This is a genomic window from Allofournierella sp., assembly GCF_017889395.1.
Classification (GTDB): Bacteria; Bacillota; Clostridia; order Oscillospirales; family Ruminococcaceae; genus Allofournierella.
On sequence record NZ_JAGHKE010000003.1, the window covers coordinates 1 to 18625 of the forward strand.

Here is an 18625-nt window from a genome sequence, read left to right on the forward strand (position 1 = left end):
GTGTTCGGCATTCAGGGCCGCTACCTGCTGCCGGTGCTGCCCTTGTTCCTGCTGCTGTTGGGGGAGCAGGGAGCCTTCTGCACCCGGCGGGATGTGAGCCGGGGCATTCGCGCAGCCTCAGTCTTCGTCAGCGCGGCGGCTGCGATGGAAAGCTTCGCGCTGTTTTGCGGGGCCTGACGGTTGCAAAATATGGAGAAATTGGGTATAGTATAAGTACCGGTGGCCTGTGCGGCTGCCCGAGATTATAAAGGAAAGTGAGATCGAACATCATGATCATTACCAAAAATACCATCATCGGCGATATTCTGGATACCGACGGCACCGTGGCCCCCTTTTTCCTGGAGATCGGCATGCACTGCCTGGGCTGCCCCTCTGCCCGCGGCGAGACCATTGAGGAGGCCTGCATGGTTCACGGCACCAACGCCGACGAGCTGGTGGCCAAGCTGAACAAGCACTTCGGCAACGAATGATCGCCCCCAAGCTGGATGAACGGCTGCAGGCGGCGGCAGATCTGGTTCGCCCCTGCGATACCGCCGCGGACATCGGCTGCGACCACGGCAAGCTGTCGGCCTATCTGGCCTGTACCGGCCGTGCCCGGCGGGTGATCGCGTCGGATCTTCGCCCCGGTCCTCTTTCCACTGCCGAGAAGACCTGCCAGGAGGCGGGCTGCCTGGAGAAGGTGGACCTTCGCCTGGGCGACGGACTGAGTGTGCTGGCTCCCGGTGAGGCGCAGGCGGTGGTGATTGCGGGCGTGAGCGCCCAGACCGCCATCGAGATGCTCACCGCCGCTCCCTGGGTGCGGGATGAGGGGACCCAGCTGGTGCTCATCCCGGCCACCAAGGCTCCGGTGCTGCGGCGCTGGCTGTGGGAAAACGGCTTTTCGCAGAACGCCGAGCGCCTGGTGTGCGCGGCGCACCGCTGGTATGCGGTGATGGATGCGGCTTATACCGGAACGGTCCGGCAGCCCACCGATGCGGAATGTTTGCTGGGCCTGACCCAGGACCAGCCGGGCGCGGCGGAATACCGTGCCCAGCAGCTGAACCGGCTGAAAAAGTTCCGGCGCGGACTGGAGCAGGACCCGGAAGCCGCCCGGCGCGCCGACGCGCTGCTGCGGCAGCTGGAAGGCGAAGCATAAAGGAGGAAGACCCAACATGGCAAGAGTGCGTGAGATCTGTGAGTGTCTGGAGCAGCTGGCCCCGAAGGACCTGGCGGAAAGCTGGGACAACGTGGGCCTGCTGGTGGACTGCGGGGCTGAGGTGACCAGCGTTCTGGTGGCGCTGGACATCACCGACGAGGTGGTGGCTGAGGCTGAACTGCAGGGCTGCCAGCTGATCGTGGCCCATCATCCGGTGATCTTCAAGCCGCTGCGCACCCTTGCCCGGCGAGATGTGGCCTTCCGCCTGGTGAAGAAAAATATCTCCGCCATCTGTATGCACACCAATCTGGATGCGGCAGAGGGCGGCGTGAATGACGTGTTGGCCCGGCTGTTTGAGGTGGAAAACCCGGAGCCCTTCGGTGAGGAGGGGATCGGCCGGGTGGGCAGCGTGGAGCCCACCGACGCAAAGGCGCTGGCCACCTTGTGCCAGAGCCGTCTGAATGCCCATGTGAAGCTGGTGGATGCGGGCAAGCCCATCCGGCGGCTGGCACTGATCGGCGGCAGCGGAGGCAGCATGCTGGCGGACGCGGCCGCTGCGGGAGCAGATGCTCTGCTCACCGGCGAGGCCAGCCACCACGATGCCATCGACGCCCGGGCCATGGGCCTGAGCCTGATCGTGGCCGGGCATTACAGCACCGAATTTCCCATCGTGCCGGTGCTGGCAGACCATCTGAGCCGCCGCTTCAGCGGGCTGCGGGTGATCTGCAGCCGCCGCAACAAGGACCCCTTTTCTTATTTATAATAGGAAGGAGCAGCCGTCATGTGGAACGAGCAGGACAAGAGCAGCGTGGGCTATAACGAGGAAATGTTCGGTGAATCACCCGCAGTCGGGCGTGAGGCAGCGGAGCAGCCCCGGCCCCGCGAGACAACCGGCGCAGCACAGGCGTTGCTGGAGCGCCAGATTGCTCCCGGTGAACGGCTGCTCTGGTCCGGCAGACCGCAGAAGCTGCACGGTCCCCGGGGAGCGGGCAGGCTGTTCGCGGTGTTTTTTCTGGGCTTTGCCTGCTTCTGGGAGCTGATGGCACTGCAGACCCTCACGTTGGGAGCAGGGCTGTTTGGAATCCTGTTCCCGCTGTTCGGCATTCCGTTCATTCTGGTGGGCATCAAAATGCTGTTCCCCCAGGTGGGCGGACCCAAGCCGGAGGAGATTGCATACGCCATCACCGACCAGCGGGTGCTGGTGGTGACCAGGGGGCGGGTGAGTTCCTGGGAGCTGGATTCCATCCGGGGCGTGGAGAAGCGCTATTATCAGGATGGGACCGGTGACCTGATCCTTTCCAATGGTCAGGTGGAGACCTATTATCGAAACGGTCACACCCGTCACCGCAACATCACGATGGAATTTTCCGGTCTGGCCGATGTGGATGCTGCCGAAGCGGCGCTGCGCGGCCGGTGAACCAAGTTGACTGCAAGCAGGCCGTGCCGCCCGGCACGGCCGCTTTTTTTACAAAGAGGTGAGACTCATGGCATTGGATGCCGCATTGCTGGCCCTCGCGGCCCGCGAATTGAAACAAACCCTGCTGGATGCCAAGATCGACAAGATCTTCGAGCCCACCCGGGACGAGGTGGTCATTACACTGCGCACCCGGACGGATACCTTCAAGCTGCTGCTTTCCGCCCGCAGCGGTTCCGCCCGCGCCTGCCTGACGCAGGACACCTTTGAAAATCCGGCAGTTCCGCCCAGCTTCTGTATGCTGCTGCGCAAGCATCTGACCGGCGGCCGTCTGGTGGACCTGCGGGTGGAGCAGGGCGACCGACTGGTCTTCTTCGAATTCCAGTGCACCAACGAAATGGGCGATCTGGTCCGCAATATCCTGGCGGTGGAGCTGATGGGCCGTTATTCCAATCTGGTGCTGGTGCAGGACGGTCGGATCATCGATGCTCTCAAGCGGGTGGATTTTGAGGATTCCCAGATCCGCCAGCTGCTGCCGGGTCTGGCGTACACCCTGCCCCAGAAGCCCAACAAGCCGGATCTGTTCGCGGTGAGCAGCGCCGGGCTGGTGGCTGCCGCCTGTCAGAAGGATCTGCCGGTGGCGGATGCGCTCATGCGCAGCTGTGCCGGTGTGGGCCCGGTGGTCTGCCGGGAGGCAGCCTTCCGGGCGCTGGGGGAGAGCGCAGCCCAGGCGGATATGCTCACCGAGAACGAGAAGACCGCGCTGATCGCCGCCATCGATGGCATCAAGGCGGATTACGAGGCGGGCGGCAAGCCCTGTCTGGCCTGCGACGAGACCGGCAAGCCGGTGGAGTTCAGCTTCACCGCCCTGACCCAGTACGGCGAGCAGCGCCTGACCCATTACGACAGCTTCAGCACCATGCTGGAGGGCTATTACTCCACCAAGGACCGGGCCGAGCGGCTGCGCCAGAAGAGCAAGGACCTGGCCAAGACCGTGAAAAATCTGCACGAGCGTGCCATCCGCAAACAGGCCGCCCGAAAGGAAGAGCTGGCCCAGAGCGGCAAGGCCGATCAGCTGCGGCTGTACGGCGAGCTGCTGCAGGCCAACCTCTGGGCGGTGGACAAGGGCATGCGCAGCGTGCAGGTGCTGAACTACTACGATGGCCAGACCATCGAGATTCCGCTGGACGCCCGGCTGAACGGCGTGGGCAACGCCCAGAAGTATTTTAAGGAATACAAGAAAAAGCAGACCGCAGCCAAGATGCTGAAAAAGCTGCTGGAGGAAGGCGAGCGGGAGATCGAATATCTGGGCACCGTGCTCTACGAGGTGGAGACCGCCACCGGCGAGCAGGCTCTGGGAGAGATCCGCGCCGAGCTGAAGAGCCAGGGCTATCTGAAGTATTACAAGATCCGGGACAAAAAGCAGAAGCCGGCGGATTTCTACCGCTATCGCTCTTCGGACGGCTTTTTGATCCTGGTGGGCCGCAACAACCTGCAGAACGACAAGCTCACCCTGCACACCGCCCGTGGCAAGGACCTGTGGTTCCATGTGAAGGATGCGCCCGGCAGCCATACCGTGGTGATGAGCGAGGGCAAAGACATCCCCCTCACCACTCAGAACGAGGCGGCCATGCTGGCGGTGGTGCATTCCAGCCTGGCAGGCGGCGCTAAGGTGGCGGTGGACTACACCGAGGTGAAGAACATCCGCAAGACCGGCGACCTGAAGCCCGGCATGGTACTCTATGAAAAATACGAGACCGGCTATATCACCCCAGAGGAGGGCATCGAGGAACGCCTGCGGGAACAGCCGGCCAAGAAGTGACGCGAAGGAGGAATCCATCATGTATTGCAAACAGTGCGGCAGTTATCTGGAACCGGATACCTTGACCTGCCCGGTGTGCGGCGCTCCCGCGCCGGAGCAGCCCGCTCCCGAGCCGCAGCCCGCGCAGGCGGAGCCGGTGCAGCCCGGCAGCACACCGGAGCAGCACAGCGCCTCCTGGGAGTTTGGCGCAGGCGTTACGGGTGGTCCGGCCACCCCGCCGCCCCCGCCCTATGGCGAGCCCCGCTACCAGCGCCAGGCACCGCCCCCGCCCACCCCGAAAGCAGAGGATGAGCCGGAACCGCCGGTCAAGACGCTGGAATGGCTGTGGAGTTTGATTCTCACCGCTGTTCCCATTGTCAATCTGGTGGTGCTGCTGATCTGGAGCTTCGGCGGCGGCACCAGCATCACCAAACGCAACTGGGCCCGGGCAAAGCTCATCCTGGTGGCGGTGAGCACGGTGGTCAGTGTGATCCTGTGCATCGCGCTCTTTGGCCTAGTCGCTTACTTCACCGGCTTTGGCTACGGTGGCTTCGGCCATGGCGGTTACGGCTACGGCTTTGATTCGCCTTTCTATTATTATTGATGCAGCATCTCCGGCGCGGGGTTCCGCCCGCGCCGGGGACCATCGCCTCCTGAAAGAAAGCAGGGAAAAGGCTATGTTAAAACGCGTTTGGCATATAGCCGAAAAACTTTTGAAAAATTTTATTTTTTTTACAAAAAGCCCTTGCAACCGGCGAATCCATGTGCTACAATAAATCTCGGCTGCAAATGGCTTGTGTACCAAGCTGCGCAAGCCATGATATGCGTTGATGCGGGAGGTTGCCGTCACAAGACGGGTTTTTCCGCGGAGTATGTCCGATCTAGAACCGGGCGAAAGAATTACTGAGAGCAAAGGGATACGTACCCTGTCGCATTCTGCGCGGTGTACCAATGTCCAACTCAATTTGCCGAAGTGTGTCCGGGGGAACTGCCAAGCGGTTCACCGGCTTTTATCGTGCCAAATTGTGAAACACCCGGCGCTGTGTTCAGTAGTTGATCGGCCGCCTAGGCACCAAATAATTACAGGAGGCGACGAAAATGGCAGTCAAAGAGAAAATCAGAATTCGTTTGCAGAGCTACGATCATCAGCTGATCGACGGTGCTGCTGAGAAGATTGTGGAGACCGCTAAGCGCACCGGCGCTCGCGTGTCCGGCCCCATTCCTCTGCCCACCGACAAGGAAGTGGTCACCATTCTGCGTGCTGTTCACAAGTACAAGGACAGCCGTGAGCAGTTCGAGACCCGCACCCACAAGCGTCTGATCGACATTCTGAAGCCGTCCAACAAGACGGTTGAGGCTCTCATGAGCCTGCAGCTCCCCGCTGGCGTAGACATCGAGATCAAGCTGTAAGCTTACATTTAAACAGGTAAGGGCGGCCGCTCTGGTGCCGCCAACTGCCGGATTCAATGAAGGCAACATCGATCGAAATGCTATCCAAACGGAGAGGTCATGTTGGCATCCAAGTTACTCACGATGTCAACCAATAACCTTATAGGAGGAAAAGAAAAATGCAAAAAGGTATCATCGGCAAAAAGCTGGGCATGACTCAACTGTTCGATGAGAACGGCAAGGTCGTTCCCGTAACCGTCATCGAGGCTGGTCCCTGCACCGTAGTGCAGAAGAAGACCGTTGAGAGCGACGGCTATCAGGCAGTTCAGCTGGGCTTCGGCGAAGTTTCCGCTAAGCGCGTAAACAAGCCCGCCAAGGGCCACTTCGCTAAGGCGGACGTTGCTCCCAAGAAGACCCTGCGTGAGTTCCGCCTGGCGGATATCAGCGCCATGAACGTGGGCGATATCCTGAAGGCCGACGTGTTCGCTGCTGGCGACCACATCGACGTAGTTGGCGTAAGCAAAGGTAAGGGCTACGCCGGCACCATCAAGCGCTGGAACGGCCATCGCCTGCGCGAGAGCCACGGCACCGGCCCCGTTGCCCGTCATGCGGGTTCCATGGGCGCCTGCTCCACTCCCAGCCGCGTATTCACGGGCAAGAAGCTGCCCGGCCACCTGGGCGCCGAGCGGGTTACCATCCAGAACCTGACCGTCGTCAAGGTCGACGCCGCGAGAAGGCTGTGCACGCCGCTGTGGTCAACTTCCTGGCCAACCAGCGTCAGGGCACTCAGAGCACCAAGACCCGCAGCGAGGTTCGCGGCGGCGGCCGTAAGCCCTGGCGTCAGAAGGGCACCGGTCATGCCCGTCAGGGTTCCATCCGCGCTCCCCAGTGGACTCACGGTGGCGTTGCTCTGGGCCCCAAGCCCCGCGATTACAGCTACCGCATCAACCGCAAGGTTAAGCGTCTGGCCATCCTGAGCGCCCTGAGCGCCAAGGCTGCTGCCGGCGACATGATCCTGGTCGACAACCTGAGCGTTGCCGAGTACAAGACCAAGACCGTGGTCAACATGCTGAACGCCCTGGGCGTTAGCAAGAAGGCCCTGATTGTTACCCCCGAGGTCGAGGCTAAGCTCGTGAAGAGCGCCGCCAACATCCCCGGCGTGGTTACCACCGTGGCTACCAGCGTGAACACCTACGACGTTGTGAACGCCGACAAGTTCATCCTGAGCGTAGACGCGGCCAAGAAACTTGAGGAGGTTCTGGGCTAATGAAAACTGCACAAGACATCATCCTGGCTCCTGTCATTACCGAGAACTCTATGGCGGGCATTGCTTCCAAGAAGTACACCTTCAAGGTTGCCACCGATGCCAACAAGGTAGAGATCGCTAAGGCCGTTGAGAAGCTGTTCGGCGTCCAGGTCGAGAAGGTTAACACCATCAACGTGCGCGGCCGTTACCGCCGCCAGGGCATGCACGGCGGTTACACCGCCGCCAAGAAGAAGGCTGTTGTTACCCTGAAAGAGGGCAGCAAGGGCATCGAGTTCTTCGAGAGCATGGTATAAGAGATCGTTTCAAACGATTTCTTCCAAGAGCCCGAGCAGGGCTCATGTATGGGGATATGACCCCGATAACAATTCATAAGTAACAAAGGAGAATAGCAATGGCTATCAAGAAGTATAAGCCGACTACCCCGGGCCGCCGCGGTATGACTGTTACTGACTACAGCGTGCTGAGCAAAGTGGCCCCCGAGCGTAGCCTGCTGGAGCCCATGAAGAAGGCTTCCGGCCGCAACAACACCGGCCGCATCACCGTTCGCCATCACGGCGGCGGCAATCGCACCAAGTACCGTGTGATCGATTTCAAGCGCAACAAGTTTGATGTTCCCGCTACTGTAAAGACCCTGGAGTACGATCCCAACCGTTCTGCTCACATCGCTCTGGTTCAGTACGAGGACGGCGAGAAGCGTTACATCCTGGCTCCCGAAGGCCTGAAGGTTGGCGATGTGATCATGGCTGGCCCCAACGCCGACATCAAGCCCGGCAACGCTCTGCCCTTCGCCAACATCCCTGTTGGTACCATCATCCACAACATCGAGCTGTACCCCGGTAAGGGCGGCCAGCTGGTGCGCAGCGCCGGCAACATGGCTCAGCTGATGGCGAAAGAGAACGGCTACGCTCTGGTTCGTCTGCCCTCCGGCGAGATGCGCAACATTCCTCTGAACTGCATCGCTACCATCGGCCAGGTTGGCAACGTGGATCACGAGAACGTGAACATCGGTAAGGCCGGCCGCAAGCGCCACATGGGTTGGCGTCCCACCGTTCGCGGTTCTGTTATGAACCCCTGCGATCACCCCCACGGTGGTGGTGAGGGCAAGAGCCCCGTTGGCCGTCCCGGCCCTGTTACCCCCTGGGGCAAGCCTGCTATGGGTTACAAGACCCGCAAGCATCACAACCGCTCTGACAAGTTCATTGTCAAGCGCGCGAACGGTTAAGAGAGGAGAACGAACATGGGTAGAAGTGTTAAGAAGGGACCTTATGTCCTGCCTGTTCTGCTGAAGCGCGTTCAGGAGATGAATGCCGCCGGTGAGAAGCGGGTTCTGAAGACCTGGAGCCGCTCCTCCACCATTTTCCCTGATTTTGTCGGTCACACCTTCGCGGTGCACGACGGCCGTAAGCATGTGCCTGTGTATGTAACTGAGGATATGGTTGGTCACAAGCTGGGCGAGTTCGCCCCCACCCGTACCTTCAAGGGCCATGCCGGCTCCAAGACCGGTAAGTAATTAAAAGGAGGAGTAAAGCAATGGAAGCTAGGGCACATCTTAGATACGCCCGCATCAGCCCCCGGAAGGTTTCGGTTGTTCTGGATCTGATCCGCAACCAGCCTCTGGATAAGGCGCTGGCGATTCTGCAGTACACCCCGAAGGCCGCTTGCGAGCCCCTTCTGAAACTGGTGAAGTCTGCTGCCGCGAACGCGGAGAACAACCACAACATGGACAAGAACAGCCTGTATGTGGCCGAGTGCTTTGTTACCCCCGGCCCCACCCTGAAGCGCATCCGTCCCCGCGCCCAGGGCCGCGCTTACCGTGTGCTGAAGCGCACCAGCCATGTGACCGTGGTTCTGAAAGAGAAAGAGTAAGGAGGTAAACACAATGGGCCAGAAAGTCAATCCCCACGGCATTCGCGTGGGTGTAATCAAAGATTGGGACAGCCGCTGGTTTACTTCCAAGAAGGAATTCGGCGACACCCTGGTCGAGGACTACAAGATCCGTAAGACCCTGAAGAAGCAGCTCTTCGGCGCGGGTATCCCCAAGATCGAGATCGAGCGCACTGTGGACAATCAGTCCGGCGCTCCCAAGCTGAAGGTCAACATCTTCTGCGCTAAGCCCGGTATGGTTATCGGCAAGGGCGGCAGCGAGATCACCAAGCTGCAGGAGCAGCTGGCTAAGATGACCGGCAAGGCCGTCAACGTGAACATCGTTGAGGTTAAGAACATGGACACCAACGCTCAGCTGGTAGCTGAGAACATCGCCGCTCAGCTGGAGCGCCGCATCGGCTTCCGCCGTGCGATGAAGCAGTGCATGGGCCGTGCGATGCAGCGTGGCGCCAAGGGCATCAAGACCCAGGTTTCCGGCCGTCTGGGCGGCGCGGACATCGCCCGCACCGAGAGCTACCACGAGGGCACCATTCCCCTGCAGACCCTGCGCGCCGACATCGACTACGGCTTCGCTGAGGCTGCTACCACCTACGGCCGCATCGGCGTTAAGGTGTGGATCTACAAGGGCGAGGTTCTGAAGGGTTCCAAGCCCGCATCCCGTAAAGAAGGAGGCAACAAGTAATGTTACTGCCTAAGCGCGTCAAATACCGCCGTGTGCATCGTGGTCGTATGACCGGTAAAGCCATGCGCGGCAACACTGTTAACCAGGGCCAGTATGGTCTTGTTGCTCTGGAGCCCGGCTGGATCGACTCCCGTCAGATCGAGGCCGCCCGTATCGCCATGACCCGTTACATCAAGCGTGGCGGTAAGGTTTGGATCAAGATCTTCCCCGATAAGCCCGTTACCGAGAAGCCCGCTGAGACCCGAATGGGTTCCGGTAAAGGCTCTCCCGAGTACTGGGTGGCCGTTGTGAAGCCCGGCCGCGTGCTGTTTGAGCTGGCCGACGTGAACGAGGAGATCGCTCGCGAGGCTCTGCGCCTGGCTATGCACAAACTGCCTGTTAAGTGCAAGTTCGCTAAGCGCGAAGAGAATGTAGTAGAGGAGGGTGGCAACGCATGAAAGCTGCAGAACTGCGCGGTATGTCCGCTGCTGACCTGAATAAGAAGCTGGCCGAGCTGAAGGAAGAGCTGTTCAACCTGCGTTTTCAGCACGCCATCAACCAGCTGGAGAACCCCGGCCGCATCGAGACCGTTAAGCGCGACATCGCTCGTGTGCTGACTGTCCTGGCTGAGAAAGCGTAAAGGAGGTTAAACGATGGAACGCAATTTGAGAAAGACCCGTGTGGGCACCGTTGTGTCCGACAAGATGGATAAGACCATCGTGGTTGCCGTGAAAGACAGCGTGCAGCACCCCCTTTACAAGAAGATCCTGAAGCGCACTGTTAAGTTCAAAGCCCACGACGAAAACAACGAGTGCGGCATTGGCGACCGTGTAATGATCATGGAAACCCGCCCCCTGTCCAAGGACAAGCGCTGGCGCATGGTCAAAATCGTAGAGAAGGCGAAGTAAGCCTGGTACTTTGAAAGGAGGATCTGGCAATGGTTCAGATGCAAACTTATCTCAAAGTGGCCGACAACACCGGTGCCAAAGAGTTAATGTGCATTCGTGTGCTGGGCGGCTCCCGCAAGAGATACGCTAACATCGGTGACGTTGTGGTTGCTTCTGTTAAGAAGGCAGCTCCCGGCGGCACTGTGAAAAAAGGCGACGTGGTCAAGGCTGTGATCGTTCGCAGCAAGCAGGGCCTGCGTCGTGAGGACGGCAGCTACATCCGTTTCGACGAGAACGCTGCGGTCATCATCCGTGAAGACAAGAACCCGAGAGGCACCCGTATCTTTGGACCCGTTGCTCGCGAGCTGCGTGAGAACGGCTACCTGAAGATCTTGAGCCTGGCTCCGGAATCGCTGTAAGGAGGTTTTAAGAATGAACAATCTTCATGTTAAAACCGGCGACAACGTAATGATCATCAGCGGTAAAGACAAAGGCAAGACCGGCAAAGTGATCGCTGTTAGCCCCAAGGAGGGCAAGGTGATCGTTGAGGGTCTGAACATGGTCACCAAGCACGTGAAACCCCGCCGCCAGGGCGAGCAGGGCGGTATCGTGAAGGCCGAGGGTGCTATCTACGCCTGCAAGGTTATGCCGGTTTGCCCCAAGTGCGGCAAGGCCACCCGCGTGGCTCACGCTGCCAAGGATGGCAAGAATGTGCGCGTCTGCCGTAAGTGCGGCGCCGAGCTGTAAGGAGGGAATACAACACAATGGCACGTTTGAAAGAAAAGTATGTCAATGAAGTTGCTCCCGCCCTGATGAGCAAGTTTGGGTACAAGAGCGTTATGCAGATTCCCAAGCTGGACAAGGTAGTCGTCAACGTTGGCTGCGGCGACGCTAAGGACAACCAGAAGATGCTGGACGCCATCCTGGGCGACATCGCTCAGATCACCGGCCAGAAGCCCGTTGTGTGCCGTGCCAAGAAGAGCGTTGCGAACTTCAAGCTGCGCGAAGGCATGCCCATCGGCGTGAAGGTCACCCTGCGTGGCGAGCGCATGTACGAGTTCGTGGATCGTCTGTTCAGCGTGGCTCTGCCCCGCGTGCGTGACTTCCGCGGCATCAACGGCAACTCCTTCGACGGCCGCGGCAACTACGCTGTGGGCATCAAGGAGCAGCTGATCTTCCCCGAGATCGACTATGATAAGATCGACGCTGTGCGTGGCATGGACATCTGCTTCGTGACCACCGCCAAGACCGACGAAGAGTCCAAGGAGCTGCTGAAGGCTCTGGGCGCTCCGTTCGCTAACTAAGGGAGGGTACGACTGTGGCAAAAACTTCTATGAAGATCAAGCAGCAGCGCGAGCCTAAGTTCTCCACCCGCGGTTACAACCGCTGCAAGATCTGTGGCCGTCCCCACGCCTACCTGCGCAAGTACGGTATCTGCCGTATCTGCTTCCGTGAGCTCGCTTACAAGGGCGAGATCCCCGGCGTGAAGAAAGCCAGCTGGTAAACACTGTTTTAAGCTGTGAGTTCCTTTGCGCTCCTCCCCGTGCCGGTTCGGCGCGGCGGGGGAGGCGGCAAGGGGTCTCACACTTAAATATATGTGAGGCGTTTGTCTCACAACTGTCCGAACAAAAACGAAACGAAGAACCTTAAAGGAGGTTAGTGGCATGCACATTACTGATCCTATCGCGGACCTGCTCACCCGCATCCGCAACGCCAGCACTGCCAAACACCCTTCTGTAGACGTTCCCGCTTCCAACCTGAAAAAAGCGATCTGCCAGATTCTGGTTGACGAGGGCTACATCAAGAGTGTGCAGCTGATCGAAGACAACAAGCAGGGCACCCTGCGCCTGACCCTGAAGTATCAGGAGAACGGCACTCCCGTTATCGCCGGCCTGCGCCGTGTTTCCAAGCCCGGCCTGCGCATCTACACCAACTGCGAAGATATGCCCAAGGTCATGAAGGGCCTGGGCACCGCGATCATCTCCACCTCTAAGGGCGTTATGACCGATAAGGCTGCTCGCGCTGCCCATGTTGGCGGCGAAGTACTCGCCTTTGTGTGGTAAGAAAGGGGCAAAAAGACAATGTCGAGAATTGGAAGAAAACCCATCGTCATTCCTGCGGGCGTTGAAGTGACCGTGAATGGCCACAACGTTACCGTGAAGGGCCCCAAGGGCACCCTGAATTCCAACATCCATCCTCTGATGAACGTAACCGTCGAGAATGGTGAAGTGCTGGTGACCCGCCCCAATGACGAGAAGCAGGCCCGCAGCCTGCACGGCCTGACCCGCACCAACATCAGCAACATGGTGGAAGGTGTTGTGAACGGCTTTGAGAAGAAGCTGGAGGTTCAGGGCGTTGGCTACCGTGTGGCCAAGCAGGGCAAGAGCCTGGTCATGAACCTGGGCTTCTCCCACCAGGTGATCGTCGATGAGACCGACGACATCAAGATCGAAGCTCCCGATGCTAACACCATCATCATCAAGGGCATCGACAAACAGAAGGTCGGCCAGTTCGCGGCGGAAGTCCGCGAGAAACGTCCTCCCGAACCCTACAAGGGCAAGGGCATCCGCTATGCTGGTGAGCACATCATCCGCAAAGAGGGCAAGGCCGGCAAAGGCAAATAAGGTAAGGAGTGAAAGACAATGGTTAATAAGCCTGACAAGAACGAAGCTCGTCTTCGTCGTCACCGCCGCGTGCGCGGTAAGATCAGCGGCACCGCTGAGCGCCCCCGTCTGGATGTATTCCGCTCCTCCAAGCACATCTATGCCCAGATCATTGATGACGTTGCCGGCGTGACCCTGTGCAGCGCTTCCACTATGGAGAAGGGTTTTGAGGGCTTCGGCGGCAACATCGAGGCTGCCAACAAGGTTGGCAAGATGATCGCCGAGAAGGCTCTGGAGAAGGGCATCAAGGTCGTAGTATTCGACCGCGGTGGCTTTGTATATCACGGCCGCGTAAAAGCTTTGGCTGAGGGCGCTCGCGAGGGCGGCCTGGAGCTGTAAGGAGGATACACATGCAGAGAAATAACGAGACCGGCAGTGAAATGCTGGAAAAGGTTGTTGCGATCAACCGCGTATCCAAAACCGTTAAGGGCGGCCGTATCTTCAAGTTCAGCGCTCTGGTAGTCGTTGGCGACGGCAAGGGCACCATCGGTTTTGGCCTGGGTAAGGCTGGCGAGGTTCCCGAGGCGATCCGCAAGGGCATCGAGGACGCTAAGAAGAACATGCACACCATCGCCCTGAAGGGCACCACCATTCCTCACGAGATCGTGGGCGAGTTCGGCGCCGGCCGCATCCTGATGCGTCCCGCCGCTCCCGGTACCGGTGTTATCGCCGGCGGCCCCGTGCGTGCGGTTCTGGAAGTTGCCGGCATTAAGGACATCCGTACCAAGTGCCTGCGTTCCAACAACCCCTGCAACGTGGTTACCGCCACTTTCGAGGGCCTGTGCCGTCTGGTAAGCGCTGAGGAAGTTGCTGCCAAGCGCGGTAAGACCGTGAAGGAAATCTTAGGTTAAGGAGGCAGTCAACCATGGCAGAGACCGAGAAGAAGGTAGTAGCCACCGAGGCTGCTGAGAAGAAGCCTGCAGCCAAGAAGACTGCGGCTAAGAAGACCACCACCGCCAAGAAGCCCGCTGCCAAGAAGGCTGAGGGTGAAAAGGCTCCCGCTAAGAAGGCTGCCTCCAAGAAGGCTGCCGCTGCTGCTACTGTTACCGTCAAGCTGGTTCGCAGCCTGTCCGGCCGCAGCGAGAAGCAGATCGCTACCGCTCTGAGCCTGGGTCTGAAGAAGATCGGCGACGTAACCGTTCAGCCCGACAACGCCCAGACCAACGGCAAGATCGCTAAGATCAGCCACATGGTAGCGGTGACCAAAGCGTAACAGCAAGGAGGTGCAAGCAATTGAAGCTTCATGAATTACAGCCCGCTCAGGGCTCCAACACCGCTGCAAAGCGGAAGGGCCGCGGCCACGGCAGCGGCAACGGCAAGACCGCTGGCTACGGCCACAAGGGTCAGAAAGCTCGCTCCGGCGTCAAGAAGGCCGGTTTCGAAGGCGGCCAGATGCCCCTGCAGCGTCGTCTGCCCAAGCGCGGTTTCAACAACATCTTTGCCACCAAGTACGCTAACGTCAAGATCAGCGACCTGGAAGCGAAGTTCGAGGCCGGCAATGTAGTAGATACCAAGGCTCTGGTAGAGGCCGGTATCATCAAAAAGTCTCTGGACGGCATCAAGGTCCTGGGCAACGGCGAGCTGACCAAGGCTCTGACCGTTCAGGCCGCCGCCTTCACTGCTTCTGCTAAAGAGAAGATCGAAAAGGCAGGCGGAAAGGCCGAGGTGATCTAAGGTGTTTGATACGTTCCGGAATGCGTGGAAGATCCCTGAGCTGCGCAAAAAGCTCCTGTTCACCCTGCTGGTGATCGTGATCTTCCGGGTTGGCTGCGTCATCACTGTGCCGTACATCAATCCGGAAGCGCTGCAGCTGTTCGCGGGCGGTACTGGCAACATGCTGGACTACCTGAACATGATGAGCGGTGGCGCTTTGTCGCAGTGCGCGATTTTCGCGTTGGGCGTTACTCCTTATATCAATGCCTCGATCATTATTCAGCTGCTGACTGTGGCCATCCCGGCTCTGGAGCGGCTGAGCAAAGAAGGCGAAGAGGGCCGGCGCAAGCTGACCCGCATCACCCGCTACACCGGCGCCGGCATCGCGCTGGTGATGAGCGTGGGCTACTATCTGGTTCTGCGCAGCTACACCGGCGTGCTGGCCTACACCACCGGCTGGGAGGGCATCTTCTCCGCTGTGGTTATCGTGTTCAGCTTCACCGGCGGCGCGCAGCTGCTCACCTGGATGGGCGAGCAGATTGACTTCAAGGGCATTGGCAACGGCATCTCGCTGCTGATCTTCGCGGGTATCGTATCCCGCTGGGGCAACGTGATTACCACTGCCCGCACCATGATCACCAACGCCATGAACGGCGAGATCAAGTACTTCATCCTGATCCCGGTGATCGTGATCCTGGCTCTGGCGGCTATCGTGTTCGTGGTCATCCTGACCAACTCCGAGCGCCGCATCCCGGTACAGTATGCAAAGCGTGTTGTGGGCCGTAAGATGTATGGCGGTCAGTCCAGCCACATCCCCCTGAAGGTGAACATGAGCGGCGTTATGCCCATCATCTTCGCCAGCGCCCTGCTGAGCATCCCCGGCACCATTGCCAGCTTTATCCAGACGGATAGCCCCATCTGGCAAGGCTTCTTCAGCGTGTTCAACTACAACAGCCTGCTGTACGCTGTGCTGTACCTGCTGCTGATCCTGGCCTTTAACTACTTCTATGTGGCCATTCAGTACAATCCCGTTGAGATTGCCAACAACCTGCGCAAGAACAACGGCGCCATCCCCGGCATCCGCCCGGGCAAACCCACCAGCGACTTCATCACCAAGTGCCTGTCCAAGATCACCTTCGTAGGTGCGATCTTCCTGGGTGTCATCGCCGTCATGCCCATCATCCTGGGTAACGTGGCCGGCATGAACATTCAGCTGGGCGGTACCAGCCTGCTGATCGTTGTGGGCGTGGCTCTGGATACCGGCCGCAGCATGGAAAGCTACATGCTGATGCGCCATCACAAGGGCTTCTTAGAGTAATGAAAATTTCAATGACCCATGAGAAAGGGGACAACCCGGTATGAATATCATCCTGTTAGGCGCTCCCGGAGCCGGTAAAGGCACTCAGGCGGAGGTAATCTGCGACAAGCTGAAGATCCCTGCCGTGAGCACTGGCAACATCCTGCGGGCCGCGGTCAAAAACGGCACCGAGATGGGCCTGAAGGCTCAGGAGTTTATCGACAAGGGCGCGCTTGTCCCTGATTCCGTCATCATTGGCATCATCAAGGAACGTCTGGCCGAGCCGGACTGCGCCAATGGCTTCATCCTGGACGGCGTGCCCCGCACGGTGGCTCAGGCTGAGGCACTGGAGCAGATGGGCGTGGTCATCGACAAGGTGGTTGACCTGGAAGTGGCGGACGAGATCATCATTCATCGCCTCGCCGGCCGCCGCGTATGCTCGGCCTGCGGTGCGTCCTACCACCTGGAAAACAAGCCCAGCCGGGAGCCTGACCGGTGCGATCGCTGCGGCGGCGCGCTGATCATCCGTAAGGACGACGCTCCCGAGACCGTGAAGGGTCGCCTGAAGGCCTATCACGAGCTCACCGAGCCGCTGATCGCGTTCTACCGTGAACGCGGCAAGCTGGTGGTGGTAGAAGGTCATGAAAGCATTGCCGACACCAGCGAACTGCTGCTGAAAGCACTGGAGGCGTGAGCATCGTGATCCAGATCAAAAATGCCAAAGAGTTGGAGGTTATGCGGCGAGCCTGTGAAATCAGCGCCGCCGCCCTCCGGCTCGGAGGCGAGTCGATCGAGGCAGGTATCACCACCGCCGACATTGACAAGATTATTTATGACTATATCGTGAAGCAGGGCGCCAAGCCCAACTTCAAAGGCCTTTACGGCTTCCCGGGCACCGCGTGCATCAGCGTCAACGACGAAGTGATCCACGGTATCCCTTCCAAAAAGAAGGTGATTCGGCCCGGCGATATCGTCAGCATCGACACAGGCGCTGCCTGGGGCGGCTTCAACGGCGACAATGCCTGCACCTTCGGGTGCGGCAAGCTGGACCTGGAAGCCCAGCGGTTGCTGGATGTGACCCGCGAGTCGCTGCACATGGGCATTCGTGCCGCGGTGTGCGGCGCCCGCATCGGCGACATCAGCAACGCCGTGCAGACCTATGTTGAGGAACATGGGTTTTCGGTGGTGCGCAGCTTTGTGGGCCACGGCGTGGGCAAAGAGCTCCACGAGGACCCCGAGGTGCCGAACTACGGCAAACCTGGGCGCGGCCCCCGGCTGGTCAGCGGCATGACCCTGGCCATTGAGCCCATGGTCAACCAAAAACACTATTCAGTGGCAACACAATCCGATGGATGGACGGTAAAAACGGCGGACGGCGGTCTTTCTGCCCATTTTGAGCACTCGATCGCCATTACCTCCGCAGGGCCGGTCGTCTTGACAAAGGACTGGGAGGGACCGGGATGGACTTTGTAAAAGGTCAGCTCGTTCGATCCCTTGCCGGGCGCGACAAGACCCGCACCTTTGCGGTAATGGCCGTGGAAGGCCAGATGCTTTCTCTCGCAGACGGCAGTCTGCGCACAGTAAGCCGGCCGAAGGCCAAAAAGATAAGGCATGTGGCCCCCACCGCCACCGTCCTGCGGGAAGAGATTCTCGCAGACGACACACAGCTCAGTGAGGCGATCCGCGACTATGACGCTGATCACCCCATGTAAACTCACGAGGAGGGAAGAGCTTGTCTAAAGAAGACGTAATCGAAGTAGAGGGTACGGTCGTAGAGGCCCTGCCCAATGCCACCTTCCGGGTGGAGCTGGCAAACGGCCATCGGTTGCTGGCACACATCTCCGGCAAACTGCGGACCAACTTCATCCGCATCCTGCCCGGCGATAAAGTAACACTGGAAATGTCGCCCTATGATCTTACCAAGGGCCGCATCACCTGGCGCTCCAAGTAAGAGCGTCCTTGAGTCAAAAGGAGGTTCATCATCATGAAGGTTAAACCTTCCGTGAAACCCATCTGCGAAAAATGCAAGGTCATCAAGCGCAAAGGCCGCGTGATGGTCATCTGCGAAAACCCCAAGCACAAGCAGCGCCAGGGCTGATTTAAAGCCCAAAACGCTAGGGGGGCAAGTGCGTAGATTCCCGGCGCAGCCCCCGACATGGACATGGGATGTTAATTTAGGAGGTTTTTAAACTATGGCACGTATTGCCGGCGTTGACCTGCCCCGCGAGAAGCGCGTTGAAGTAGGCCTGACTTATATCTATGGCATTGGTCCCAGCACTGCTAAGCAGATCCTGGCTGGTACCGGTATCAATCCCGACACCCGCGTTAAGGACCTGACCGCTGAGGAAGAGGGTCTGATCCGTGAGTACCTGGACAAGAACAACATCATCGTGGAAGGTGACCTGCGCCGTAACGTTGCGCTGGACATCAAGCGTCTGGTGGAGGTTCAGTGCTACCGCGGTGTCCGCCATCGTAAGGGCCTGCCCGTTCATGGTCAGCGCACCAAGACCAATGCCCGTACCCGCAAAGGTCCCAAGCGCACTGTGGCGAACAAGAAGAAGTAAGGAGGAGCAA

At 59.2% G+C, this 18625-nt stretch carries 32 protein-coding genes and 2 pseudogenes; all 34 read left to right on the top strand.

The window, feature by feature from the left end; all coding sequences use genetic code 11:
- Positions 1 to 269 precede the first annotated feature (269 nt).
- Positions 270 to 470: a DUF1858 domain-containing protein gene (locus J7G73_RS00480; protein ID WP_087180232.1), complete on the top strand. Its 201-nt coding sequence runs from the start codon at positions 270 to 272 to the stop codon at positions 468 to 470.
- Entirely contained in the window at positions 467 to 1135 is a 669-nt protein-coding gene (locus tag J7G73_RS00485; RefSeq protein ID WP_291244823.1) for a class I SAM-dependent methyltransferase, read from the top strand. The genes J7G73_RS00480 and J7G73_RS00485 overlap by 4 nt, the downstream gene beginning before the upstream one ends.
- Before the next feature lie 16 nt (positions 1136 to 1151).
- The gene (locus J7G73_RS00490; protein ID WP_291244824.1) at positions 1152 to 1898 is read left to right on the top strand and encodes a Nif3-like dinuclear metal center hexameric protein; all 747 of its coding nucleotides are present in this window, start codon (positions 1152 to 1154) and stop codon (positions 1896 to 1898) included.
- 18 nt (positions 1899 to 1916) lie between these two features.
- Complete coding sequence (locus tag J7G73_RS00495) at positions 1917 to 2552, top strand: hypothetical protein (RefSeq protein WP_291244825.1); 636 nt, start codon at positions 1917 to 1919, stop codon at positions 2550 to 2552.
- Positions 2553 to 2619: 67 nt separating this feature from the next.
- On the top strand, positions 2620 to 4371 hold the full coding sequence (locus J7G73_RS00500) for an NFACT RNA binding domain-containing protein (RefSeq protein WP_291244826.1): 1752 nt from the start codon (positions 2620 to 2622) through the stop codon (positions 4369 to 4371).
- 19 nt (positions 4372 to 4390) lie between these two features.
- Positions 4391 to 4954 (top strand): hypothetical protein, encoded by a 564-nt coding sequence (locus tag J7G73_RS00505; protein WP_291244827.1) that lies wholly within the window; start codon positions 4391 to 4393, stop codon positions 4952 to 4954.
- Between the two features lie 494 nt (positions 4955 to 5448).
- A complete protein-coding gene (gene rpsJ / locus J7G73_RS00510) occupies positions 5449 to 5760 on the top strand; it encodes a 30S ribosomal protein S10 (RefSeq protein ID WP_058965305.1) in 312 nt (103 codons plus the stop codon).
- 158 nt (positions 5761 to 5918) lie between these two features.
- Positions 5919 to 6467 (top strand): annotated as a pseudogene (gene rplC, locus J7G73_RS00515) (50S ribosomal protein L3); the annotation flags it as partial.
- Between the two features lie 2 nt (positions 6468 to 6469).
- Positions 6470 to 7006 (top strand): annotated as a pseudogene (rplD, locus tag J7G73_RS00520) (50S ribosomal protein L4); the annotation flags it as partial.
- Positions 7006 to 7299: a 50S ribosomal protein L23 gene (gene rplW / locus J7G73_RS00525; RefSeq protein WP_058965302.1), complete on the top strand. Its 294-nt coding sequence runs from the start codon at positions 7006 to 7008 to the stop codon at positions 7297 to 7299. The pseudogene rplD and the gene rplW, both read left to right, overlap by 1 nt.
- A gap of 98 nt (positions 7300 to 7397) precedes the next feature.
- Entirely contained in the window at positions 7398 to 8228 is an 831-nt protein-coding gene (rplB, locus tag J7G73_RS00530; RefSeq protein WP_058965301.1) for a 50S ribosomal protein L2, read from the top strand.
- A gap of 15 nt (positions 8229 to 8243) precedes the next feature.
- Entirely contained in the window at positions 8244 to 8516 is a 273-nt protein-coding gene (gene rpsS, locus J7G73_RS00535) for a 30S ribosomal protein S19 (protein ID WP_058965300.1), read from the top strand.
- Positions 8517 to 8536: 20 nt separating this feature from the next.
- The gene (gene rplV, locus J7G73_RS00540) at positions 8537 to 8872 is read left to right on the top strand and encodes a 50S ribosomal protein L22 (RefSeq protein ID WP_058965299.1); all 336 of its coding nucleotides are present in this window, start codon (positions 8537 to 8539) and stop codon (positions 8870 to 8872) included.
- A 13-nt stretch (positions 8873 to 8885) separates the two neighbouring features.
- A complete protein-coding gene (gene rpsC / locus J7G73_RS00545) occupies positions 8886 to 9572 on the top strand; it encodes a 30S ribosomal protein S3 (protein ID WP_087294467.1) in 687 nt (228 codons plus the stop codon).
- Positions 9572 to 10009, top strand: coding sequence for a 50S ribosomal protein L16 (gene rplP, locus J7G73_RS00550; protein WP_087180224.1), 438 nt, complete (start codon positions 9572 to 9574; stop codon positions 10007 to 10009). Before rpsC ends, rplP begins: the two co-directional genes overlap by 1 nt.
- Positions 10006 to 10191: a 50S ribosomal protein L29 gene (gene rpmC, locus J7G73_RS00555; protein ID WP_058965296.1), complete on the top strand. Its 186-nt coding sequence runs from the start codon at positions 10006 to 10008 to the stop codon at positions 10189 to 10191. Before rplP ends, rpmC begins: the two co-directional genes overlap by 4 nt.
- A 13-nt stretch (positions 10192 to 10204) precedes the next feature.
- Complete coding sequence (gene rpsQ / locus J7G73_RS00560; RefSeq protein WP_058965295.1) at positions 10205 to 10459, top strand: 30S ribosomal protein S17; 255 nt, start codon at positions 10205 to 10207, stop codon at positions 10457 to 10459.
- Positions 10460 to 10488: 29 nt separating this feature from the next.
- Positions 10489 to 10857, top strand: coding sequence for a 50S ribosomal protein L14 (gene rplN, locus J7G73_RS00565; protein ID WP_087180223.1), 369 nt, complete (start codon positions 10489 to 10491; stop codon positions 10855 to 10857).
- Between the two features lie 13 nt (positions 10858 to 10870).
- Positions 10871 to 11185 (top strand): 50S ribosomal protein L24, encoded by a 315-nt coding sequence (gene rplX / locus J7G73_RS00570; protein ID WP_058965293.1) that lies wholly within the window; start codon positions 10871 to 10873, stop codon positions 11183 to 11185.
- 17 nt (positions 11186 to 11202) lie between these two features.
- Positions 11203 to 11742 (top strand): 50S ribosomal protein L5, encoded by a 540-nt coding sequence (gene rplE, locus J7G73_RS00575; RefSeq protein ID WP_087294470.1) that lies wholly within the window; start codon positions 11203 to 11205, stop codon positions 11740 to 11742.
- Between the two features lie 14 nt (positions 11743 to 11756).
- A complete protein-coding gene (locus J7G73_RS00580; RefSeq protein ID WP_058965291.1) occupies positions 11757 to 11942 on the top strand; it encodes a type Z 30S ribosomal protein S14 in 186 nt (61 codons plus the stop codon).
- Between the two features lie 160 nt (positions 11943 to 12102).
- Entirely contained in the window at positions 12103 to 12501 is a 399-nt protein-coding gene (rpsH, locus tag J7G73_RS00585) for a 30S ribosomal protein S8 (RefSeq protein WP_058965290.1), read from the top strand.
- Between the two features lie 18 nt (positions 12502 to 12519).
- On the top strand, positions 12520 to 13062 hold the full coding sequence (gene rplF / locus J7G73_RS00590; RefSeq protein WP_058965289.1) for a 50S ribosomal protein L6: 543 nt from the start codon (positions 12520 to 12522) through the stop codon (positions 13060 to 13062).
- A gap of 18 nt (positions 13063 to 13080) precedes the next feature.
- Positions 13081 to 13440, top strand: coding sequence for a 50S ribosomal protein L18 (gene rplR / locus J7G73_RS00595; protein ID WP_058965288.1), 360 nt, complete (start codon positions 13081 to 13083; stop codon positions 13438 to 13440).
- Positions 13441 to 13451: 11 nt separating this feature from the next.
- The gene (gene rpsE, locus J7G73_RS00600) at positions 13452 to 13952 is read left to right on the top strand and encodes a 30S ribosomal protein S5 (RefSeq protein ID WP_058965287.1); all 501 of its coding nucleotides are present in this window, start codon (positions 13452 to 13454) and stop codon (positions 13950 to 13952) included.
- 203 nt (positions 13953 to 14155) lie between these two features.
- Positions 14156 to 14314 (top strand): 50S ribosomal protein L30, encoded by a 159-nt coding sequence (rpmD, locus tag J7G73_RS00605; RefSeq protein ID WP_058965332.1) that lies wholly within the window; start codon positions 14156 to 14158, stop codon positions 14312 to 14314.
- Positions 14315 to 14334: 20 nt separating this feature from the next.
- A complete protein-coding gene (rplO, locus tag J7G73_RS00610; RefSeq protein WP_291244828.1) occupies positions 14335 to 14775 on the top strand; it encodes a 50S ribosomal protein L15 in 441 nt (146 codons plus the stop codon).
- 1 nt (position 14776) lies between these two features.
- On the top strand, positions 14777 to 16072 hold the full coding sequence (gene secY / locus J7G73_RS00615) for a preprotein translocase subunit SecY (protein ID WP_291244829.1): 1296 nt from the start codon (positions 14777 to 14779) through the stop codon (positions 16070 to 16072).
- Between the two features lie 40 nt (positions 16073 to 16112).
- Positions 16113 to 16745 carry an adenylate kinase gene (locus tag J7G73_RS00620; RefSeq protein ID WP_087294474.1) on the top strand — a complete coding sequence of 211 codons (633 nt, stop codon included), beginning with the start codon at positions 16113 to 16115 and terminating at the stop codon, positions 16743 to 16745.
- Positions 16746 to 16750: 5 nt separating this feature from the next.
- The gene (gene map / locus J7G73_RS00625; RefSeq protein WP_087294534.1) at positions 16751 to 17524 is read left to right on the top strand and encodes a type I methionyl aminopeptidase; all 774 of its coding nucleotides are present in this window, start codon (positions 16751 to 16753) and stop codon (positions 17522 to 17524) included.
- The gene (locus J7G73_RS00630) at positions 17512 to 17763 is read left to right on the top strand and encodes a KOW domain-containing RNA-binding protein (protein ID WP_291244830.1); all 252 of its coding nucleotides are present in this window, start codon (positions 17512 to 17514) and stop codon (positions 17761 to 17763) included. The genes map and J7G73_RS00630 overlap by 13 nt, the downstream gene beginning before the upstream one ends.
- 20 nt (positions 17764 to 17783) lie before the next feature.
- Positions 17784 to 18002 carry a translation initiation factor IF-1 gene (gene infA, locus J7G73_RS00635; RefSeq protein ID WP_058965282.1) on the top strand — a complete coding sequence of 73 codons (219 nt, stop codon included), beginning with the start codon at positions 17784 to 17786 and terminating at the stop codon, positions 18000 to 18002.
- Between the two features lie 33 nt (positions 18003 to 18035).
- A complete protein-coding gene (gene rpmJ, locus J7G73_RS00640; RefSeq protein ID WP_058965281.1) occupies positions 18036 to 18149 on the top strand; it encodes a 50S ribosomal protein L36 in 114 nt (37 codons plus the stop codon).
- Between the two features lie 94 nt (positions 18150 to 18243).
- Positions 18244 to 18615 carry a 30S ribosomal protein S13 gene (gene rpsM, locus J7G73_RS00645; protein WP_058965280.1) on the top strand — a complete coding sequence of 124 codons (372 nt, stop codon included), beginning with the start codon at positions 18244 to 18246 and terminating at the stop codon, positions 18613 to 18615.
- The last annotated feature ends 10 nt before the right edge of the window (positions 18616 to 18625 follow it).